The following is a 19,040-nucleotide window of genomic DNA, read 5'->3' as shown; positions in this document are numbered from 1 at the left end:
AATCTGGTCCCAACTACCTCAAGTGTCTCCCAGGTAGCACCGATCCCCCGGTGACGGTGGCCCTCCGCGTCGGCAGCGCGGAGGGCCACCCGCCGTTCCGGCCCCCTCAGTCGGCCGCCTCCCCGTCGCCGGCGGTCCGGCCCGCGCCGTCCACCGGCAGCGGGCCGATGGTGCGTTCCATCGCCTGCGGCGGCCAGGACCAGGCGTCGGGCAGGTCGGCCAGGGTCGCGGGACGCCGGGCGGGGACGGGTCCGATGGCGGCCGGGGCGGCGCCGACGGAGGCCAACTGCCGCTCCGTCGCGACCGACCGCTGCGCGCCCAGCCCGCTCAGCGAGGTCACGCCGAGCCGGCCGGCGAGCACCGGCACCTGATCGGGTTCGACCACGAAGACCACCTCACGGGGCCGCACCGGACGCAGCAACAGGCCAACCCCGAGCACCACCAGCAGCACCCCGCCGGCCAGCAGCGCCCAGGCGACGCCGGGGAACCAGCCGGCCCGCACCTCGGCCCGCAGCGCCAGGGTCAGGTCGGCCCCGCCGTCGGGACGCATCACCACCAGGCTCAGCCGCCGGCCGGCCAGGTCGGCGGGGCTCCTCCCACCGCGCCGAGCCCGTCGCGTACCCAGAAGGTCTGGTCGCCGGGGACGGCGGCCGGCGCGGTGACGGCGGTCGGGCCGGCCTGGTCGAGGCGGACCGGGAGCGGCCCGCGGGCCAGGGCGACCCGGCGGACGGTGGCGTGCGGGACCGGGTCGAGCCAGCGCCGCACCTGGTCGGTGGGGGCCAGCCCGACGAAGGCCGGACCGTCGGGCGTACCGGCGGTGATCCGGAGCCGGGCCTGCCCGGCCCGGACGAACGGGGCCTCGGCGCGGAGCAGCTCGTCCACGTCGGTCACCAGCACGGCGCGACCGGGGGTGCGGACGGTCTCGACGCGGGCGCCGAAGCCGCCGTCGGGGTCGGCGTGCCGGGCCACCGTCCAGAGGACGCCGCCGGCCAGCAGCGCGGGAATCCCGATGGTCAACAGGAGCATTCCGGCGATCGTCCGCACGAACCGCATTCGCGTCGTTCCCCCTCGGTAGCCGACTACCCGGACGACCTTACCGACGCGAACCACGCAAAAATCGGATATCCACGGTAAGCGCCAGAAACGCCGCAGAAAGGCCGGCGGGCCCACCGGATCATCCGGTGGGCCCGCCGGCCGCGTACGCCGCTCAGGCCTTCGGCGCGGGCTCCCGGCGGGTGCGCAGGAGGGCCAGGCCGCCGAGGACCAGGCCGGCCAGGCCCGCCACCAGGCCGGCGATCCCCCACGCCGTTCCCCCACCCGCCGAGTCGTCGCCGGTCGCAGCGGCGGCGGCGCTCGGGGCCGCCGAGGGCGAGGCGGCGGTCAGGGTGAGCACCGGCGCCGGGTTCTCCGGCTCCGGGCTGCCGGGCGTCGGCTCCTCGATCCACCGGGACACGTTCTTGTCGGAGTACGTCTGGAGCACCTTGAAGACCATCCGGTCCACCTGCGGCAGCGGCCCCATCGAGACCGGGAACTCCTGGAACTCGCCCGGCTTGACGCCGCCGTTCGCGGCGGCCGTCCAGGTCAGCTTGGCGACCGCCTCGGTGATCTGGCTGCCGTGCACCTCGACCGGCGGGTCCACCTTGCGCTTCTCCACCGCCACCGTCCAGCCCGGCACCGGCATCGTGGAGACCGAACCGACCGGGGCGTTCTCCGGCAGCACCACCTCCACCTTGACCGTCGAGGCCTGGTCGCTCTCGTTCGGCACCCGGAAGGCGAACCGGCCGTACCCGCCCTGGGTCGCCTCCTTCGGGTTCACCGTGACGTGCGCCGAGGCGGGCCCGGCCAGGCCGAACACGGCGGTGGCCACGGTGGTGAGCGCGAGCGCGGCGGCGGTTGCGGTACGCCGGAGACGGATCATGTGTCGAAGAGCCTTCCGTTAACTGATCGGCACGGTGACGGTCACCGTTGCCTGGTCGATGTCGGACGTCCGGACGGTGAAGCGGAACTGCCACTCCCCCGAGGCGGGCAGGTTGATCTCCCCGGTGGCGTGGTTGTCGGTCAACGGCAGCAGCGGGATCGTGATCGGCTCGATCCCGGCCGACGGGAGGGCGGCGGTCCCCTTCCACTCCTGCACCGGCTGCGGCCGGTTGTCCTTGGTGTACGCGTAGAGGTGTACGGAGTTGTTGCCCTTCGCGGCCGGGTCCAGCTCCACCTGGATCGAGGCGACCGGGCTGGCGAGCGTGGTGGAGAAGTAGCCGGCGGGCGTACCGGCCGCACCGGTTTCGGCGGTGCGGGCCGGGGTGGTCTGCACCAGGGTCGCCGAGACGCCCAGCACCACCGCGGTGATCGCCAGCTCCACCCAGACCGCCCGCCGCATCCGGTCGGGACGCCCCTGCGCGGTCCGCCGCCGCACCAGCGCCCGGGAGTACGCGGCCACCCCGATCACCGCCGCGAAGAGCACGATCTTGGCAAGCAGCAGCCGCCCGTACGTGGTGTCGACCAGGGCCTTCGGGGTGGCCACCTCGATCAGCCCTTGCACGGTGCCGGCGAGCAGCAGCGCGGCGACGGCGAGCGCCGCCCAGCGGGACCAGATCGGCAGGATCGCCCCCAGTTCCCGCTCGTCGGCCCGGGGCAGCAGGAACCCGGCGAGCATCACCAGGCCGCCCAGCCAGACCGCCATGCTGCCCAGGTGCACCGCGTCCACCAGCACGGAGACCGCCGGCGCGGGCGAGGCGGCCGGGTGCCCGGCCAGCGGCCAGGTGAAGAGCGCGGCCCCGCCGAGGATGGCCAGGATGATCCCGTCGGTGCGGCCGACCGGGCCGGCGAAGAGCGGCCGGAGCAGGAACGCCGCCGCCGCCAGCAGCCCCAGCCGGACCAGGTGCGCGGTGCCGAAGGTGCTGCCCAGCACGTCACCGAGGCCGGCGCCGGTCACGTCGAAGAGCCCGCCCCCGGCGGTGTACGGCACCTGCAACCACAGGTCGGCGACGGTGGCCACGGTCAGCAGCCCCAGCCCGGCCCAGGCCAGCCGGGCCGGTCCCCGGCGGGACAGCCGCCGGGGCCAGAGCGCGGCGAGCACCAGCGCCGGGCCGACCAGCAGCAGCAGGCCGGCGTAGCCGAGGTATTTCGCCACCTTGACCGCGTTGCCCACCACCGGGTCGGCGCGGTTGTCGCTGCCGGAGTCGGCCGGGGGCGGCGACGGGGCACCCACCGAGTAGGTGAACGCGCCGGAGACCGGGTGGCTGTCGGCGGAGATCACCCGGTAGCTGACCAGGTAGGTGCCGCGGGCGCCGGCCGGGTCCACCGGGATGGTCACCACCGCACCCCGGAACGACGGCTCGCCCCGGTCCGCGCGGGAGCCGTCCGGGGCGATCACCCGGACCTTGCCGGGCACCTTGCGGACCCCCTCGCTGAAGGTCAGCACCACCTCGGCGGGCCCGCTCGGCACCACCGCCGAGGCCGCCGGGCTGCTGCTGACCAGCACGGCATGGGCGCTGGCCGGGGTGGCCGGGGCGAGCAGCAGGGCGACGACGGTGAGCAGCAGACCGGCGGCGGCGCCCACCCGGGCGAGCCATCGACGGTCGTGCCGGCGGGATACGGCAGCAGTCATGCCCGCCATGCTCGCCGACCGGGCGTGCCGACGACCACCCGGAGTCACCCGCGTCCCGCCGCGAGCACGACGGGCAGCCGACGGTCCGGGTCGCCGCTCGTCCGGCCCAACGCCCAGAGCAGCCCGGCCTGCACCACGGCTGCCAGGTGACCGACCTCGTGCACCATGGCGGTGGTCGAGTTGGCGATGTCCACCGCGCTGGTGCCGGCCAGGCAGACCGCCAGCACCAGCGCCACCGGCAGGAAGGCCCGGGCCCGCTCCGGCCGCCAGGCGGCCAGCGCGAACCCGACGGCCAGCGCCGCGTCGAACGAGGCCATCTCGCGGCTGGTGTGCGGGTCCGCGTCGACACCCAGCCCGGCCAGCAGGATCGGCAGCGCCACGGCGAGCTGGGCGACCGCGGCCACCGCCACGGCGACCCGCAGCACCTGCCGCCGGGCCCGGGCGGTCGCCGTCGCGGCCTGTCGGGCCGCGCCCTGCTCGGCGGCGACCGCGGCCAGCACCGGCGCGGTCAGGTCGGGTACGGCCACCGCCTGCAACCGGGTGAGCCGGGTCACCCGCTCGGCGCGCGCCAGCCAGGAGCGGCAGCCGGGGCAGGTGTCGGTGTGCGTGTCCAGTGCCGTCGACGACACCCCGGGGTCCTCCCCGTCGAGCCGCGCCGACAGCGCCGCGCGTACGTCGTCGCATGTCATGAGGGGGTAGTCGAGCGCAGGGCCGGAAAAGTTCCCGACGTGGCGCGGACCATCAACGGGCCGAAGGACCCTGTGCGGTGGATGGCCGCCGCGTAACCTTGGCTGTCGTGATCCCCGCCCCGCGCGACACCGCCGCCGCCACGGACCCGGTGGGCGAGGCTGCGCGGGAGTCGGCGACCCGCTGGGCGTTGGCCGCCCGGGACGGGGACCCGGTCGCCCAGGCCGCCTTCGTCCGGGCCACCCAGGCCGAGGTGTGGCGGTTCGCCGCGGCGCTGGTCGACCCGGAGAGCGCCGACGACCTCACCCAGGACACCTACCTGCGGGCGTTCCGGTCGCTGCCGTCGTTCGAGGGCCGCTCCAGCGCCCGGACCTGGCTGCTCGGCATCGCCCGCCGGGCCTGCGCCGACCACCTGCGTACGGTGGTCCGCCGCCGGCGACTCGACGAACGGCTCGCCGCGCACGCCTGGACCGACCGGCCGCACCCAGACCCGGCCGGGCACCTGGGCGCCGCCGACCTGGTCCGCCGGCTCCCGGCCGACCGGCGGGCCGCGTTCGTCCTCACCCAACTGCTCGGCCTGTCGTACGCGGAGACCGCTGCGGTGGAGGGGGTGCCGGTGGGCACCATCCGCTCCCGGGTCGCCCGGGCGCGCTGCGACCTGGTCGAGGCGGTCGGCGATGCGATCGCCGGCTGATGCGGAACTTTCCTCGGAAACAGGACGACCAATGACCGTGACCGCACCGAGCACCCGCCGCTGGCCCGCCGTACGGCCCTGGCTCGGCACCGCCGCCCGACTCGGGCTGGCCACCGTCTGGCTGATCGCCGGCGGCGCCAAGGTCGGTGACCTGGCCGGCTCCGGCCGGGCCGTCAACGCCTACCGGATCCTGCCGTACGAGGTGGCCACCGCGATCGGTGCCGCGCTGCCCTTCGTGGAGCTGGCGCTCGGCGTACTCCTGCTCCTCGGGCTGGCCACCCGGCTGGCCGCCGGGGTCTCCGCGGCGCTGCTGGTGGTCTTCGTCACCGGCATCGCCTCGGCCTGGAGCCGCGGCCTGGCCATCGACTGCGGCTGCTTCGGCAGCGGCGGGCAGCTCGCCGCCGGGCAGGCCCCGAGCTATCTCCCGGAGATCCTCCGGGACCTGGGTTTCCTGGCGCTCGCCGGATTTCTGCTGATCTGGCCCCGCACCCCGTTCTCGGTGGACGGCTGGTTGACGGGCGAACCACCCGTGGAGGACGAGGATGAGTAGTCGCAAGGGGCAACGGGACGCGGCGCGGGTGGTCCGCGAGCAGATCGCCCGCGAGAAGCGGCGCAAGCGGGCCCTGTGGACGTCCGTCGCGGCGGTGGCCGTGCTGGTGATCGCCGGGCTGATCGGCTGGTCGGTCCTGCGCAGCCAGAAGTCCGACAGCTGGACCGCCCCGCCCGGCGCCAACGACCCCGGCACCGGCATCGTGGTCGGCAACGGCGACGCCCCGGTCACCATCGACCTGTACGAGGACTACCTCTGCCCGGCCTGCCGGCAGTTCCAGCAGACCACCGGCCCGACGATCAAGCAGCTGGTCGCCGCCGGCAAGGCGAAGGTGGTCTTCCACCCGGTCGCCTACCTGAACCGCTTCTCCACCACCGAATACTCCACCCGGGCGTCGGCCGCCTCCGGCTGCGCCGCCAAGGGCGGCAAGTTCACGGAGTTCACCGACGCGCTCTTCGCGAAGCAGCCGGCGGAGGGCAGCGCGGGGCTGAGCAACGACGAGCTGATCGACATCGGGGCCGGCGTCGGGCTGAACAAGGACGACTTCGGCGCATGCGTCAAGGACGGCACGTACAAGGGGTGGACCGAGCACGTCACCGACGACGCGAGCAAGGCCGGCGTCACCGGCACCCCCACCATCAAGGTCAACGGCAAGGACGTCGAGGACCGCAGCCCCGCGGGCGTCACGGCGGCCGTGGAGGCGGCCGGCAAGTGATCCCCGTACCGCTGCGCCGGGCGGCACTGGTCGTCACCGCCGCGCTCGCCGCCCTGCTCGCGCTGGCCACGCCGGCCGCCGCGCACGGCGCGGACGCCCCGACGGCACCGACTACCGGGTCGCGCTGACCGGGCTCAGCCCCGCCCTGCCCGGGCTGACCGTGCGGGTCGTCGAGGCCGGCGCGCGGCTGGAGCTGACCAACCGGACCGGGCGGGACGTCGAGGTGCTCGGCTACTCCGGCGAGCCGTACCTGCGGGTCGGACCCGGCGGGGTGTACGAGAACAGCCGCTCCCCGGCCACGTACCTCAACCGGACGCTGGCCGGCGACAGCAGTCTCCCGCCCGAGGCCAACCCGGCCGCCGCCCCGGTCTGGCAGCGGATCGACCAGGGCCGCTCGGTGCGCTGGCACGACCAGCGGACCCGCTGGCTGGAGGCGTCCCCGCCGGCCGGAGTGAGCGCCGACCCCGGCCGGGAACAGCGGATCCGCGACTGGGTGGTGCCGGTCCGGGTCGATACCCGGACCGTGGAGGTCCGGGGCACCCTGGACTGGGTGCCGCCGCCGGACGCGTACCCGTGGTGGGTGGCCGCCGCCTTCGGCTTCCTGGTGCTCGGGGCGGCCGGGCTGGCCCACGCCGGCACGGTGGTCGGCACCCGGGCCCTGCGCGCGGTGGGCGGGCTGCTCGCCGTCGGCGGGGCGGCCGCCGTGGCGTTCACCGTCGGCCGGGAACTGGACGCCGGCGCGGACGGGCTCGGCGGGGTGCTGGTCGGGCTGGTCGGCGGCCAGGTGTGGGCGCTGCTCACCGGGCTCGGCGCGATCGCCGCCGGCGGGTACGCACTGGCCCGCCGGGAGGCCGCCGACTTCGCGCTCGCCCTGGCCGGCGCCTGCCTGGCGACCTTCGGCGGTTTCGCCAACGTCGCCGTGCTGTCCCGGTCGGTGGTGCCGGTGGCGTGGCCGCCCACCACCGCCCGGATCCTGGTGACCCTGGTGCTGGCCACCGGACCGGCGCGGTCGCCGCCGGGGTGCTGCGCCTGCACGCCGCCGCCCGCAGCGCACCGCGCCCGGCGCGGCCGGTGCCGACGCCCCGCTGAGCCGTCGGGGCCGTCAGGCAGAGCGGGCGACCGCGCGGGGGTCGAAGCCGTACGGCAGTTCCAGCCGGTGCGCGGCCAGCAGGGCCGGGTCGGTGAGGATCTCCACGGTCGGGGCGTCCGCGACGATCCGGCCCGCGTCGAGGATCACCGACCGGTCGCACAGCTCCGCCGCGTACGGCAGGTCGTGGGTGACCATCAGCAGGGTCACCGGCAGGCCACGCAGGATCTCCGCCAGCTCCCGCCGGGCCGCCGGGTCCAGGTTGGACGAGGGCTCGTCCAGCACCAGGATCTCCGGGTGCATGGCGAGCACGGTGGCCACCGCCACCCGGCGGCGCTGCCCGAAGGAGAGGTGGTGCGGGGCGCGGTCCCGGTGCTCGGTCATGCCCACGGCGGCGAGGGCCTCGTCCACCCGGGCGGTCAGCTCCGCGCCGCGCAGCCCCAGGTTGGCCGGGCCGAACGCCACGTCCTCGGCGACGGTGGGCAGGAAGAGCTGGTCGTCGGGGTCCTGGAAGACGATGCCGACCCGGCGGCGGATCTCGGCGAGGGTCGCCCGGTCCCGACTGACCGGCAGGCCACCGACGGTGACCGTGCCCTCGGTGGCGGTGAGGATGCCGTTGAGGTGCAGCACCAGCGTGGTCTTGCCGGCGCCGTTCGGCCCGAGCAGCGCCACCCGCTCGCCGCGCGGCACGGTCAGGTCCACCCCGTGCAGGGCGACGTGACCGTCCGGGTACGCGTACCGGACGCCGCGCACGTCCAGGGAGGGAGGGTTCTGCACGGATCCGATCATGTCAGCACGACGGCGGTGGCGGCGATGGTGGCGGCCAGCAGCGGCACGGTCGCCGCGGTCGCCCACTGTCCGGCGGTGGCCGCGCCCGCGCCCTGCCACACCGCCGGCATCCGCCCCGAGTAGCCCCGGGACACCATCGCCAGATAGACCCGCTCGCCCCGCTCGAACGCGCGCAGGAAGAGCGAACCCACCCCGGCGGCGAAGCCGCGCAGCTGCCACAGGAACCGGGGGTCGTCGCCCCGGGACACCCGGGCCACCCGCATCCGCCGGGCCTCGCCGACCAGCACCTCCAGGTAACGCAGCATGAAGGTGGCGATCTGGGTGAGGACCTGCGGGCAGCGCAGCCGGTCCAGGCCGACGATCAGGTCCCGGGTCGTGGTGGTCGCGGCCAGCAGGAGCGACGCGAGTACGCCGAGCGTGCCCTTGGCGAGGATGTTCCAGCCGCCGAGCAGCCCGTCGACGGAGAGGTGCAGCCCGGCCACCTCGACCCGCTCCCCCGCCCCGAGGAACGGCAGCGCGAACGCGAAGAGCACGAACGGCAACTCGATCAGGGCCCGGCCGAGCAGCCAACCGGGACCGACCCGGGCCAGCGCGGCCACGACGGCGACCAGCAGGGCGTACCCGCCGAAGGCCCAGTACGCCTCCCGCGGCGTGGCGACCACGGCGACGGTGAAGACCACCATCGCGGCGATCTTGACCTCGGGCGGGAGGCGGTGGACCGGCGAGCTGGACTCCCGGTAGAGGACGTGCGCGTGTCCGGCACCCATCGTGGCGTACCCCCGTCAGCCGGTCGGGCCGGTGCGGCCGTCCGCGCCGGCGGAGGCGCGGCCGCCACGGCGGCGGACGCGCGGTCGTCGTCCCGGGCGGCGTCCCCACCCTCGGCGGCACGGTCGTCCCCGGCGGCGCGGTCGCCCCGTGCGGGCCCGTCCTCGGCGGCGGGGGTGCCGCGGCGGCGGGCCAGCCAGAAGAGGCCGCCGCCGAGGGCGAAGGTGAGCAGCACGCCGAGCACACCGGAGAGGCCGGTGGAGAGGAACCGGTTGTCGATGCCCCGGATGCCGTAGTCGGCCAGCGGGCTGTCGGAGAGCTCGTGGTGCTTCGCCTGCTGCGCGGGGCAGCTGCCGCCGGTGATCTCCCCCTGTGCGTCGACGGTGCAGCCCTTGAGCAGGGAGGAGTCGAGCCCGTCCGGGTGCGACGAGGCGTAGTTGCTGACCACGCCGGCGAGCAGCAGCGCGACGAGCAGGCCGCCGACGAGGAACCCTCGGGAACGCTTTCTCATCGGACCCCTCCGGCGACCGGGACGGCGGCGGCCGGCGCGACCGGGCGGCGGGCGCGCAGCGCGTACACCAGGTCGGGACGGACCTTGGCGACGGTGAGCACCGTGGTGGCGGTGATCAGGCCCTCGCCGATGCCGATGAGCAGGTGCACGCCGGCCATCGTGCCGGCCAGGCCGGCCAGGTTGCCGCCGAGGTCGGTGGTGCCGCCGAGCCAGTACTCCAGGACGAAACCCTGGCTGGCGACGACGACGCTGACCAGGGCGGAGACGAACGCGGTGACCGCCAGCCCGGCCCGGGTGCGCGGCAGCACCCGCAGCAGCACCGCGATCAGCAGGTACGCGGCGGCGGTGCCGAGCAGCGCCATGTTGGTGATGTTGAGGCCGAGCATGGCCACCCCGCCGTCGCCGAAGACCAGCGCCTGCACGACGAGGACCACGGCCACGCAGAGCGCGCCGACCCAGGGGCCGACCAGCATCGCGGCGAGCGCCCCACCGAGCAGGTGGCCGCTGACGCCGGCGGTGAAGATCGGGAAGTTGAGCATCTGCACCGCGAAGATGAACGCGGCCACCAGGCCGGCCATCGGGGCGAGCCGGTCGTCCAGGTCGCGGCGGCCGCGCAGCACGCAGAGGGTGAGCGCGGCGAGCGCGAAGGCGGCGAAGACCGCGGCGACGGGGCCGTCGATGATCCCGTTCGAGATGTGCATCGCCAGGGTTCTCATGTGGCCTCCCGGGGCGCGGCGGGTGGGTCCACGCCTGCCGGCTCAGCTTATTTGCGACCAACCGTTGTTGCCAATCTATTGCAACAAGCCATGGTAATGATCACGACCGGTGGCGCGTCGGCGGCGCCGCCGACCCGTACGGCGGCGGTATCGTCTGCGCCATGACCGACCGCCTCAACCCCGGCGACGCCGCGCCGGAGTTCACCCTCCCCACCGACGACGGTGGCACGCTCTCCCTGGCCGACCTGCGGGGCCGCCGGGTCATCCTCTACGCCTACCCGGCCGCCATGACGCCCGGCTGCACCAAGCAGGCGTGCGACTTCCGCGACTCGCTCGCCTCCCTCCAGGCCGCGGGCTACGAGGTCGTCGGCGTCTCTCCGGACAAGCCGGCGAAGCTCGCCAAGTTCCGCGAGCGCGACGCGATCACCTTCCCGCTGGTCGCGGACGCCGACAAGGCGGTGCTCACCGCCTACGGCGCCTACGGCGAGAAGCAGATGTATGGCAGGACGGTCACCGGGGTGATCCGCTCCACCTTCGTCATCGACCCGGACGGCAAGATCGAGCACGCGTTCTACAACGTCCGGGCCACCGGTCACGTCGCCAAGCTGCGCCGCGACCTCGGCCTGGACTGAGCGAGGCCGGGCTCCCCACACCGTGGCGGCCACGTTCTAGACTCAGCGGGTCCGCGGGAGTGGCGTAATAGGCAGGCGCGATAGGTTTAGGTCCTATTGTCCGAAAGGACGTGGGGGTTCGACTCCCCTCTCCCGCACCAACGGCCTGTCACGAGGATCACGGGTCCCGGCACCGGCCGGCCCGTTCGCCGAGGATGGGGTCGTGAGCCTGCGTTTCGTCCTCGACCCCGAACTCACCACCGACCTGCGCGAACGAATCATCGCGCTCTGGGTGGACGTCACCAACGCCGGCGGCGCGGTCGGCTTCGTCGCCCCCGTGACGGCAGCCGAGGTACGACCGGTCGCCGAGGCCACCTTTGCCGAGATCGCGGACGGGCCCGACCGGCTGCTGGTCGGCTACGCCGACGATCGACCCGTGGCTGTCCTGATCATCACGGACAACCGGTTCCGGCTGAAGTCGCACTACCGGGTGCTCAAGCGCGTCATGGTGCACCCGGACACCCAGGGGCACGGCCACGGCGCCACGCTGATGCGCGAGGCCGAGCGGATCGCGGGTGAACTGGGCCTGGCGGCGCTGCACGTGACCGTCCGCAGCGGACTGGGCCTGGAGTCGTTCTACGAACGGCTGGGCTACCGCGAGGTGGGTCGGCTGCCGGGTGCGCTGCGGGTCGCCCCCGGTGACGACCGGGACGAGATCTTCATGTGGCTCGACCTGAGCACGCCACCCGCCTGACGCCCCTGGAACCGCCCGTCACCAGCCGACCGTCTCCTCCGGAGCGGCCCCCGCCCCGACCGAACCGAGCGGGTGGGCGGGTAGCCCGCCGGGGTGGGCGCGCCGTGTGCGGGCGGACGCAGCGGGCGGGGCGGGGGCCGACTGGGCAGGGCGACAACGGACCGGCGGTCTGGCCACAGACGCATCAAGGCGGACAGCGACGGCACCCGTAGACGGCGAGGGAGACCCGAGCGACGCGGCGAGCCGCGTGACGGCGGCGTCCAGACGCCGAGGTGCCCGCTGTCGAGACGCTACGAGTTTGATGTCATAGATGAATCGCGGGTGCGGTCGCCCAGACCTCGGAACCGGACGCAGCCGAGGATCGGAACCAGGGCACATACGCCCACCGTGGGTGATTCATTGATGTAATCAGACTCGTAGTGTGCTCAGCGCGCTCCCGGGTCCCTCGTGGTCAGCCCCAGAGACGGCACCGGAACTCACTCGCCGCAGCCGGCACGCGCCAGGCCGGGCAGCGAGGGCACGGCTGCGGCGTCGACGGCCCGATCGGGGTCGGTCGAGGTGGACGGTGGGCTGGCCGGGGTACTCGGGCGGGCGGATGGGGAGGCGCTGGCGGATGCCGACGGGGAGCGTGCGGGCGCCACCGACCGGGCGGACGGCACCGACCGGGAGACGGCCGGGGCGGCGCTGCCGTACATCCGCACGGTGCTGCGCTGGACCTGTCCGGGGGCCATCCGGATGCCGGTGGCCGTCACCCGGTGGCCGTAGGCGTCGGTGACCCGGATCGCGTACGGGCCCGGGCCGGCGCCGGAGTCGATCAGCCAGTAGTTGTAGTCCTGCCGGGCGGCGGTGCGCCAGTTCCCGCCCTGGCGCACCTCGACGGAGCGCAGCGGGTTGCCGTGGTCCCCGACCAGTACGGCGAACCACCACTGGGACGAGCCCTCCTTCATCCGGAAGGTGAGCGGTCCGGGCAGCAGCGGGTTCACCACGGCCCGGTAGCTGACCGGGACGACGCCCTGGACCGGGTCGGCGATGCGGGCGAACGCCTCCGCCGACAGGTCAAGGTGGCCGGGTTCGCACTCCGGGCACTGGTCCATGACGAGGACCCGCACGGTGCCCTTCGGGCCGGTGACGTCGAGGAAACCGCCGCAGGCGGCACCGGCGGCGTACTCACCGGGGCCCAGCGCGACATACAGCCGGTTGGCGGGCGCGGCGGGGCGGGAGCAGTTGCCGCCGGCGCCCTTCGAGTCGTAGAAGGTCGCCTTTCCCCGGTGGACGGTGCCACCGAGCGGCGGCGCCGCCAGGACGGGGGCAGCGGCCAGGGCGGGGGCGGCGATCGGCGCACCGAGGGCCGGGGGAGCCGCGCAGGCGGGTTCGGCGCCGGTGCGGACGGCGAGGACCAGGCCGGTGAGCGCGGCCAGCGCCGCCAGCCCGCCACCGGTCAGCCAGCGGCCACGGCGGGTGCCGGCCCGCCGTCGACCCGGCCGGGAACGCTCCGGCGGGCCGGAGCCGGGCGGAGTGGGGAGCGGGCCGCTGGGAGCGCTACCGTCGGTCACGACGGTCGATCGTGCCGGACCGGGGCGGCACCGGACAAGCCGGCTAAGGGAAAGCTAAGACGCGGGTGCGGCGGACCGGGTACGCAGCAGGCCGGCCGCGATGACGGTGAGCGAGTGCAGTTCCCCGGCGACCTCGGGTCGGTCGCGCAGGGCGTCCTCGAGGCGTACCCGCCACCTGCCGGCTTCGATCGAGGCCTGGTGCTCGGCCCAGAGCAGGCGGTGCCGGGTGACCTCCAGCGCGTCCTCGACGGTGGGGCCGAGCAGGTCACCGACGGCGGCACTGAACCAGCGGAAGACGTCCTCGTCCCGCACCGCGTCGACGACCAGCCTGGCCGCGTCCCAGGCCACCCGGGGTTGATGGATCACCGGCATCTCGACTCCTCTGTCGACGGACCGCTCCCCCCATCATCTTCCTCCCGGCTGACCAGGGACAAGACCCGTCAGTCGAGCAGTGTGACCGGGTCGCCGACGGCCACCGCTCCCGGCCCCTCGGGAACGAGGTGCAGTCCGAACAGGAGCTTCTGGTCGATGTTGCGGTGCCGGGCCAGGGTGCGCAGCGGCTCCTTGCCGCGTACCCCGGTCTCCTGGTCGGTGGTGGTGACCACGCAGCGGTCGCACGGCCCGGCGGCCCGCAGGACCACGCCGCCGACGCGGAGCCGGCGGCCGGCCCACCCGTCCTCCTGCCACGCGGCGGCGCCGTCGACCACCAGGTTGGGGCGGAAGCGGGTCATCTCCACCGGCGCCTCGCCGGCCTCGACGAGCCAGCCGTTGAGCGCGTCGAGGGAGGCGGCGTTGGTCAGCAGCAGCGGGTACTCGTCGGCGAAGCTGACCCGGTCGCCGGTGTCGTGGACCCGCTCACCGGGGGCACGTGCCGGGTCGGGTCGCGGAGCCAGACGAGCCGCACCGGGCGGCCGAGCAGCGTGCCCAGCCAGTCGTCGGCGGCCGGACCGGCGGGCAGCGCGGCGACCGGCAGCCGACTGCGGAAGACCCGCACCGGGACGGGCTCGACGGCGGTCGGCTCCGGCACGTCCAGGTCGGGACGGCCGGGGGCGCGCAGCAGCAGACCGCCGTCGCGGGGGACGGCCCGGAGGGTGACCAGCTCGGTCGCCTCCCGCTGGGTGACGCCGACGCCGTGCTCGTCGAGCACCATCCAGCGCCGGTCCCCGGCCAGGCCCCACGGCTCGAGCCGGGCGCCGTCGTGGTCCAGGCGGTGGCAGCCCTTGACCGGGTACGTGTGCACGGACGCGAGTTTCACCTGGCCACCCCGATCACGTCGCCCGGGTCCCGGTGCCCGGCGGAGGTTTCACGGTACGCGAGGAGACACCGGCCGGGGTGCCCCCTCGATCGTCATCCCGCTCCGGCCGGCAGCGCCGGCAACCGTTCGGCCAGCCGGGGAGCCAGGGTACGGGCGTAGGTGGCGGTGAGGTGGTGGGCGTCGCGGTAGACGAGCACCCCGTCGATGACCGGCGCGCACCGCTCCGTCGGGCAGATGACGTCGGTGAGGTCGACCAGGCTCACGCCGGGCAGCCCCTGCGCCGCGGCGACCTGGAGCGGGCCGATCCCGGCCAACGCCTCGTCGCGCGGGACGGCGCACCGGGTGAGCTGCTCGCGGTGGGCGGAGACGCAGTCCGCGACGTCGCGCCCGGGGGCGGGGGTGTCCCTGAGCACCACCACCGGGGCCAGCCGGGCCAGCCCGGTCCAGGTACGCCGCATCGAGGCGACCAGGGCGGTGTCGTTCGCCCCGCCGGTCAGCGGGCGGCCGGCCCGGATCGCCTCGTAGCTGTAGCTGCTGGTGACGATCAGGTCCGGCCGGTCGGCGGCCAGAGCCGGCCCCAGGCCCCGGTTCCAGGTCACGCAACTGTCGTAGGGGCGTCTGGACGCGCCCGCCGCCACCGCCACCTCGACGTCGAGGACGGGGCAGCTGGACTTGGTGTGGGTCACCAGCTTCCAGTTGCGCCGTTCCGCGACGGCCTGGAGGGCGGGCACCCACTGCGCGGCGTGCGAGTCACCGATCAGCGCCACGGTCAGCGTGCCGGTGGCGGGGCCGTACGTGCAGGTCCGGACGGTGGTGTCGGCCTGGTTGCCGTGGCAGCCGTCGGCATAGACCGACGGCAGGTCGGAGCGGGCCGACGAGAGGTCGGGGACGAACGCCGGGCCGCCCCGGCTGCCCCCCGCGCCGCCGGTCGGGGTGACCGCGACGGCGGGGAAGGTCAGGCCCGCGCAGATCGAGAACGCCGTGCAGGCCACCCCGACCGCGAGCGCCGCGCGGGGCCGTACCGAGAGCGCGCGGGAACGCCAGATCGGCCGCTCCACGAACCGGCTGGTGAGGTACGCGAGGACGGCGGCGAACGCGACCACGGCCAACCGGGCCGCCAGGCCCGGCGTCTCCAGTTGCGCGGTGAGCGCCACGAGCAGCGGCCAGTGCCAGAGGTAGAGGGTGTAGGAGATGCCGCCGAGGAACTGCAGCGGCCGGAGGCGCAGCAGTGCGACCGGCCCGTACCGGCCGGCCGGACCGGCGGCGATGACGAGGGCGGTGCCGATGGTCGCCGGCAGCGCCGCCAGGCCCGGGAAGGGCGTCGAGGCGTCGATCGCCACGGCCGAACCCGCGACGGCGGCGAGGCCGAGCCAGCCGGCGGCCGGGGCGAGCGCACCACTCAGCCGCCGGAACGGCCAGAGCGCCAGCAGCGCGCCGACGGCGAGTTCCCAGATCCGGGTGGTGGTGACGAAGTAGGCCCGACCGGGTTCGGTCTGCACCAGCAGCACGGACCAGGCGAGCGAGGCGAGCCAGACGACCCCCACGGTCGCCGCGGCGAGCCGGCCGAACGTCGCGCCGCCGCGCCGGCGGGACAGCCGGGCGACCACCGCCAGCAGTACCGGCCACACCAGATAGAACTGCTCCTCGACGGCGAGCGACCAGTAGTGCTGCACGATGCTGGGTGCCTGCTCGGCGGCGAGGTAGTCCACGGACTGCGCGGCGAGCCGCCAGTTGATCATGTAGACGGCGCTGCTCACCACGTCCGACGCGGTGCTGCGCCACCGGATGTCCGGCAGGAACAGGTAGCCGAGGACGAGGGCGGCGAACAGGACGAGCGCGGAGCTGGGCAGCAGCCGCTTGGCCCGTCTGCCCCAGAACCGGCTCAGCGACAGCCGACCGTGGGTGGTCACCTCCGCCGCCATCGCGGTGGTGATCAGGTAACCGGAGATGACGAAGAAGACGTCCACCCCGACGAATCCGCCGGGGAGCAGGGGCACGCCCGCGTGCCAGAGCACGACCAGCAGGACCGCGACGGCCCGAAGGCCCTCGATGTCCGACCGGAAGCGGCCGGTGGCGGGGACGGCGTGCGGACGTACCTGGGCCGCACCAGGGGGCATGTCGGAACTCCGGGCAGCGAAACGGCAGGGACGATGGGTCGGTCGGGTGGGGGCACGTCAGTGTACGAGACGGGTTGTCTTTGAAATTCTTCATGCATAGAGTCGCGGCATGAATGAAAGCGGTGTCGTCGCGGCGCCGACCGAACGCGTGCTCGACCTCTTCCACGGGGTCCGGCTCACCCCCACCCAGCGGCGGATCGCGCACTGCCTGGTGCAGCACGCCGGGGCGGCGGCCTACCTGTCGGCGGCCGAGGTGGCCGAGCTGGCCGGGGTCAGCCAGCCGTCGGTGACCCGGTTCGCGATGGCGCTCGGCCACGACGGCTACCCGGCCCTGCGCCGCCGGCTGCGCGAGCTGACCGGCACCGGGGCGGCCGGACCGGCCGACGCCGACAACGAGCTCCAGCGGGCCGTCCGCACCGAGGCGGGCAACCTCGACCGGCTGGCCGGGCAGCTCGCCGACCGGGAGCGGATCAGCGGGGTGGGGCGGCTGCTCGCCGCGAGCCGGCCGCTGCCGGTGCTCGGGCTGCGCGCCGCCGCGCCGCTCGCGGCCTACTTCGCGTACTTCGCCGCGAAGGTGCACCCGGACGTGCGGGTGCTCGACGACGGCGGCAGCCTGCTGGCCGACCGGCTCGAACAGGCCGCCGCGGCCGGGGCGACCGCGCTGCTGGCCTTCGTGCTGCCCCGCTATCCGCGGGAGACCCTGGACGCGTTGCGGGAGGCCCGCGACACCGGCCTGACCGTCGTCGCGATCACCGACTCCCCGGTCAGCCCCGCGACCGAGCACGCCGACGTGGTGCTCCCCGCCGCCGTCGGCACCGATCTGGTCTTCGACCTGCACACCGCCCCGATGACCCTGGCCATGGTGGTGCTCCAGGCGATCTGCGACGCCACCCCCGCCGAGACCCAGGCCCGACTCGAGGCGTTCGAGTCGTCCGCCGCCCGCCGCCAGTTGTTCCTCGGCTGAGAGGAGTACGAGATGCACCAGCCCGTCCGCGCCGCCCGCGGCACCGCGCGCACCGCCAAGGGGTGGCCGCAGGAGGCCGCCCTGCGGATGCTGATGAACAACCTCGACCCCGAGGTTGCCGAGCGCCCCGACGACCTGGTCGTCTACGGCGGCACCGGGAAGGCCGCGCGCGACTGGCCGTCGTACCACGCGCTGGTGCGGACGCTGACCGAGCTGCGCGACGACGAGACGATGCTGGTGCAGTCCGGCCGCCCGGTGGGCGTGATGCGGACCCACGAGTGGGCACCCCGGGTGCTGCTGGCCAACTCGAACCTGGTCGGCGACTGGGCCACCTGGCCGGAGTTCCGCCGCCTCGAACAGCTCGGCCTGACCATGTACGGGCAGATGACCGCCGGTTCGTGGATCTACATCGGCACCCAGGGCATCCTCCAGGGCACGTACGAGACCTTCGCCGCCGTCGCCGCGAAGCGGTTCGGCGGGACGCTCGCCGGGACGCTGACGCTGACCGCCGGCTGCGGCGGGATGGGCGGGGCGCAGCCCCTCGCGGTCACCATGAACGGCGGCGCCTGCCTGGTCGTGGACGTGGACCGGACCCGGCTGGACCGCCGGGTGCACGACCGCTACCTCGACGAGGTGGCCGGCTCGCTGGACGACGCCGTCGACCGGGTGCTGGCCGCGAAGCGGGACCGCCGGGCGCTGAGCGTCGGCGTGGTCGGCAACGCGGCCACCGTCTTTCCGGAGCTGCTGCGCCGGGGCGTCGAGATCGACGTGGTCACCGACCAGACCAGCGCGCACGATCCGCTGTCGTACCTGCCGGAGGGGGTGGAACTGGCCGACGCCCGGGACTACGCGCAGGCGAAGCCGGCCGAGTTCACCGACCGGGCGCGGGCGTCGATGGCGAAGCACGTCGAGGCGATGGTGGGCTTCCTCGACGCGGGCGCGGAGGTCTTCGACTACGGCAACTCGATCCGGGGCGAGGCGAAGCTCGGCGGCTTCGAGCGGGCCTTCGACTTCCCCGGCTTCGTGCCGGCGTACATCCGGCCGCTGTTCTGCGAGGGCAAGGGACCGTTCCGGTGGGCGGCGCTCTCCGGCGACCCGAAGGACATCGCCGCCACCGACCGGGCCATCCTCGACCTCTTCCCGGAGAACGAGTCCCTGGCCCGGTGGATCCGGCTGGCCGGCGAGCGGGTCGCCTTCCAGGGCCTGCCGGCGCGGATCTGCTGGCTCGGCTACGGCGAGCGCGACAAGGCGGGCGTCCGGTTCAACGAGATGGTGGCGTCGGGCGAGCTGAGTGCCCCCGTGGTGATCGGCCGCGACCACCTGGACTGCGGCAGCGTGGCCAGCCCCTACCGGGAGACCGAGGCGATGGCCGACGGCTCCGACGCGATCGCCGACTGGCCGCTGCTCAACGCGCTGGTCAACACGGCCAGCGGCGCGTCCTGGGTGTCCATCCACCACGGCGGTGGCGTGGGCATCGGCCGGTCGATCCACGCCGGGCAGGTCTGCGTCGCCGACGGCACCGCCCTGGCCGGCCAGAAGATCGAACGGGTGCTCACCAACGACCCCGCGATGGGCGTCATCCGCCACGTCGACGCCGGCTACGACACCGCCCGCGAGGTCGCCGAGCGCACCGGCGTCCGCATCCCCATGGCCGAGGCGTAAGGA

General features: G+C 74.7%; 20 protein-coding genes, 1 tRNA gene and 2 pseudogenes. 9 read left to right on the top strand and 14 right to left on the bottom strand.

From position 1 onward, the window contains the following. Nucleotides 1-106: 106 nt before the first annotated feature. The 5 genes from MRQ36_RS19305 to MRQ36_RS19285 form a co-directional block, all read right to left on the bottom strand. Complete coding sequence (locus tag MRQ36_RS19305; RefSeq protein WP_242797412.1) at nt 107-550, bottom strand: hypothetical protein; 444 nt, start codon at nt 548-550, stop codon at nt 107-109. An 11-nt stretch (nt 551-561) separates the two neighbouring features. After that, the gene (locus MRQ36_RS19300; protein WP_242797409.1) at nt 562-1,026 is read right to left on the bottom strand and encodes a hypothetical protein; all 465 of its coding nucleotides are present in this window, start codon (nt 1,024-1,026) and stop codon (nt 562-564) included. 181 nt (nt 1,027-1,207) lie between these two features. Then, nucleotides 1,208-1,918, bottom strand: coding sequence for a YcnI family protein (locus MRQ36_RS19295; protein ID WP_242797405.1), 711 nt, complete (start codon nt 1,916-1,918; stop codon nt 1,208-1,210). Nucleotides 1,919-1,936: 18 nt separating this feature from the next. Continuing rightward, entirely contained in the window at nt 1,937-3,616 is a 1,680-nt protein-coding gene (locus MRQ36_RS19290) for a copper resistance CopC/CopD family protein (protein ID WP_374250425.1), read from the bottom strand. A 35-nt stretch (nt 3,617-3,651) separates the two neighbouring features. Then, on the bottom strand, nt 3,652-4,296 hold the full coding sequence (locus tag MRQ36_RS19285; RefSeq protein WP_242797400.1) for a zf-HC2 domain-containing protein: 645 nt from the start codon (nt 4,294-4,296) through the stop codon (nt 3,652-3,654). Nucleotides 4,297-4,403: 107 nt separating this feature from the next. Between MRQ36_RS19285 and MRQ36_RS19280 the strand changes: the two genes are divergently transcribed. Genes MRQ36_RS19280 through MRQ36_RS33375 form a run of 4 tightly spaced genes read left to right on the top strand, consistent with a single transcriptional unit; the run spans nt 4,404 to nt 6,381 of the window. Then, complete coding sequence (locus MRQ36_RS19280) at nt 4,404-4,988, top strand: sigma-70 family RNA polymerase sigma factor (RefSeq protein WP_242797397.1); 585 nt, start codon at nt 4,404-4,406, stop codon at nt 4,986-4,988. Between the two features lie 31 nt (nt 4,989-5,019). Further along, nucleotides 5,020-5,538 (top strand): MauE/DoxX family redox-associated membrane protein, encoded by a 519-nt coding sequence (locus MRQ36_RS19275; RefSeq protein WP_242797395.1) that lies wholly within the window; start codon nt 5,020-5,022, stop codon nt 5,536-5,538. Beyond that, nucleotides 5,531-6,253, top strand: a complete 723-nt coding sequence (locus MRQ36_RS19270) for a thioredoxin domain-containing protein (RefSeq protein ID WP_242797392.1) — start codon at nt 5,531-5,533, stop codon at nt 6,251-6,253. The genes MRQ36_RS19275 and MRQ36_RS19270 overlap by 8 nt, the downstream gene beginning before the upstream one ends. Further along, the gene (locus MRQ36_RS33375; RefSeq protein ID WP_278187550.1) at nt 6,250-6,381 is read left to right on the top strand and encodes a hypothetical protein; all 132 of its coding nucleotides are present in this window, start codon (nt 6,250-6,252) and stop codon (nt 6,379-6,381) included. Before MRQ36_RS19270 ends, MRQ36_RS33375 begins: the two co-directional genes overlap by 4 nt. A gap of 103 nt (nt 6,382-6,484) precedes the next feature. Here MRQ36_RS33375 and MRQ36_RS19265 read toward each other — a convergent pair whose 3' ends face one another. The 5 genes and pseudogenes from MRQ36_RS19265 to MRQ36_RS19245 form a co-directional block, all read right to left on the bottom strand. Then, the gene (locus tag MRQ36_RS19265; RefSeq protein ID WP_242797389.1) at nt 6,485-7,288 is read right to left on the bottom strand and encodes a hypothetical protein; all 804 of its coding nucleotides are present in this window, start codon (nt 7,286-7,288) and stop codon (nt 6,485-6,487) included. Between the two features lie 67 nt (nt 7,289-7,355). Then, the gene (locus MRQ36_RS19260; protein ID WP_242797386.1) at nt 7,356-8,129 is read right to left on the bottom strand and encodes an energy-coupling factor ABC transporter ATP-binding protein; all 774 of its coding nucleotides are present in this window, start codon (nt 8,127-8,129) and stop codon (nt 7,356-7,358) included. Beyond that, nucleotides 8,126-8,896 carry a cobalt ECF transporter T component CbiQ gene (cbiQ, locus tag MRQ36_RS19255; protein WP_242797384.1) on the bottom strand — a complete coding sequence of 257 codons (771 nt, stop codon included), beginning with the start codon at nt 8,894-8,896 and terminating at the stop codon, nt 8,126-8,128. The genes MRQ36_RS19260 and cbiQ overlap by 4 nt, the downstream gene beginning before the upstream one ends. A 149-nt stretch (nt 8,897-9,045) precedes the next feature. After that, nucleotides 9,046-9,405 (bottom strand): annotated as a pseudogene (locus MRQ36_RS19250) (PDGLE domain-containing protein); the annotation flags it as partial. Continuing rightward, nucleotides 9,402-10,121, bottom strand: coding sequence for an energy-coupling factor ABC transporter permease (locus tag MRQ36_RS19245; RefSeq protein WP_242797381.1), 720 nt, complete (start codon nt 10,119-10,121; stop codon nt 9,402-9,404). The gene MRQ36_RS19245 and the pseudogene MRQ36_RS19250, both read right to left, overlap by 4 nt. A gap of 161 nt (nt 10,122-10,282) precedes the next feature. Here MRQ36_RS19245 and bcp point away from each other — a divergent pair, with 161 nt between their 5' ends. The 3 genes from bcp to MRQ36_RS19230 all read left to right on the top strand — a co-directional run bounded on the left by bcp (nt 10,283) and on the right by MRQ36_RS19230 (nt 11,486). Continuing rightward, nucleotides 10,283-10,753, top strand: a complete 471-nt coding sequence (bcp, locus tag MRQ36_RS19240; RefSeq protein ID WP_242797378.1) for a thioredoxin-dependent thiol peroxidase — start codon at nt 10,283-10,285, stop codon at nt 10,751-10,753. Nucleotides 10,754-10,806: 53 nt separating this feature from the next. After that, nucleotides 10,807-10,893, top strand: a tRNA-Leu gene (locus MRQ36_RS19235). A gap of 62 nt (nt 10,894-10,955) precedes the next feature. Then, a complete protein-coding gene (locus MRQ36_RS19230; protein WP_242797376.1) occupies nt 10,956-11,486 on the top strand; it encodes a GNAT family N-acetyltransferase in 531 nt (176 codons plus the stop codon). A 476-nt stretch (nt 11,487-11,962) separates the two neighbouring features. Here the strand turns inward: MRQ36_RS19230 and MRQ36_RS19225 are convergent, their stop codons facing one another. The 4 genes and pseudogenes from MRQ36_RS19225 to MRQ36_RS19210 all read right to left on the bottom strand — a co-directional run bounded on the left by MRQ36_RS19225 (nt 11,963) and on the right by MRQ36_RS19210 (nt 16,411). Beyond that, entirely contained in the window at nt 11,963-13,039 is a 1,077-nt protein-coding gene (locus tag MRQ36_RS19225; RefSeq protein ID WP_242797374.1) for an expansin EXLX1 family cellulose-binding protein, read from the bottom strand. A gap of 54 nt (nt 13,040-13,093) precedes the next feature. Continuing rightward, nucleotides 13,094-13,411: a hypothetical protein gene (locus MRQ36_RS19220; protein ID WP_242797371.1), complete on the bottom strand. Its 318-nt coding sequence runs from the start codon at nt 13,409-13,411 to the stop codon at nt 13,094-13,096. A 68-nt stretch (nt 13,412-13,479) separates the two neighbouring features. Further along, a pseudogene (locus MRQ36_RS19215) lies at nt 13,480-14,294 on the bottom strand (MOSC domain-containing protein). A 92-nt stretch (nt 14,295-14,386) separates the two neighbouring features. Continuing rightward, complete coding sequence (locus MRQ36_RS19210) at nt 14,387-16,411, bottom strand: acyltransferase family protein (RefSeq protein ID WP_242797368.1); 2,025 nt, start codon at nt 16,409-16,411, stop codon at nt 14,387-14,389. A gap of 109 nt (nt 16,412-16,520) precedes the next feature. Here MRQ36_RS19210 and MRQ36_RS19205 point away from each other — a divergent pair, with 109 nt between their 5' ends. Continuing rightward, nucleotides 16,521-17,375: a MurR/RpiR family transcriptional regulator gene (locus MRQ36_RS19205; RefSeq protein ID WP_242797365.1), complete on the top strand. Its 855-nt coding sequence runs from the start codon at nt 16,521-16,523 to the stop codon at nt 17,373-17,375. Between the two features lie 12 nt (nt 17,376-17,387). Then, the gene (hutU, locus tag MRQ36_RS19200) at nt 17,388-19,037 is read left to right on the top strand and encodes a urocanate hydratase (RefSeq protein WP_242797363.1); all 1,650 of its coding nucleotides are present in this window, start codon (nt 17,388-17,390) and stop codon (nt 19,035-19,037) included. The last annotated feature ends 3 nt before the right edge of the window (nt 19,038-19,040 follow it).

The sequence above is a fragment of the Micromonospora sp. R77 genome (assembly GCF_022747945.1).
In the GTDB taxonomy this organism is placed as follows: Bacteria; Actinomycetota; Actinomycetes; order Mycobacteriales; family Micromonosporaceae; genus Micromonospora.
Note: the sequence above shows the minus strand (reverse complement) of the source record. Positions and strands in the feature narration are given on the sequence as shown.

Bases quoted from the DNA above. Each gene is read 5' to 3' on its own strand.
- MRQ36_RS19270 (WP_242797392.1), top strand. From the start codon at position 5,531: ATGAGTAGTCGCAAGGGGCAACGGGACGCGGCGCGGGTGGTCCGCGAG.
- MRQ36_RS19275 (WP_242797395.1), top strand. From the start codon at position 5,020: ATGACCGTGACCGCACCGAGCACCCGCCGCTGGCCCGCCGTACGGCCC.
- MRQ36_RS19210 (WP_242797368.1), bottom strand. From the start codon at position 16,411: ATGCCCCCTGGTGCGGCCCAGGTACGTCCGCACGCCGTCCCCGCCACC.
- MRQ36_RS19220 (WP_242797371.1), bottom strand. From the start codon at position 13,411: ATGCCGGTGATCCATCAACCCCGGGTGGCCTGGGACGCGGCCAGGCTG.
- bcp (WP_242797378.1), top strand. From the start codon at position 10,283: ATGACCGACCGCCTCAACCCCGGCGACGCCGCGCCGGAGTTCACCCTC.
- MRQ36_RS19205 (WP_242797365.1), top strand. From the start codon at position 16,521: ATGAATGAAAGCGGTGTCGTCGCGGCGCCGACCGAACGCGTGCTCGAC.
- cbiQ (WP_242797384.1), bottom strand. From the start codon at position 8,896: ATGGGTGCCGGACACGCGCACGTCCTCTACCGGGAGTCCAGCTCGCCG.
- MRQ36_RS19285 (WP_242797400.1), bottom strand. From the start codon at position 4,296: ATGACATGCGACGACGTACGCGCGGCGCTGTCGGCGCGGCTCGACGGG.
- hutU (WP_242797363.1), top strand. From the start codon at position 17,388: ATGCACCAGCCCGTCCGCGCCGCCCGCGGCACCGCGCGCACCGCCAAG.
- MRQ36_RS19260 (WP_242797386.1), bottom strand. From the start codon at position 8,129: ATGATCGGATCCGTGCAGAACCCTCCCTCCCTGGACGTGCGCGGCGTC.
- MRQ36_RS19245 (WP_242797381.1), bottom strand. From the start codon at position 10,121: ATGAGAACCCTGGCGATGCACATCTCGAACGGGATCATCGACGGCCCC.
- MRQ36_RS19305 (WP_242797412.1), bottom strand. From the start codon at position 550: ATGCGTCCCGACGGCGGGGCCGACCTGACCCTGGCGCTGCGGGCCGAG.
- MRQ36_RS19300 (WP_242797409.1), bottom strand. From the start codon at position 1,026: ATGCTCCTGTTGACCATCGGGATTCCCGCGCTGCTGGCCGGCGGCGTC.
- MRQ36_RS19295 (WP_242797405.1), bottom strand. From the start codon at position 1,918: ATGATCCGTCTCCGGCGTACCGCAACCGCCGCCGCGCTCGCGCTCACC.
- MRQ36_RS19290 (WP_374250425.1), bottom strand. From the start codon at position 3,616: ATGGCGGGCATGACTGCTGCCGTATCCCGCCGGCACGACCGTCGATGG.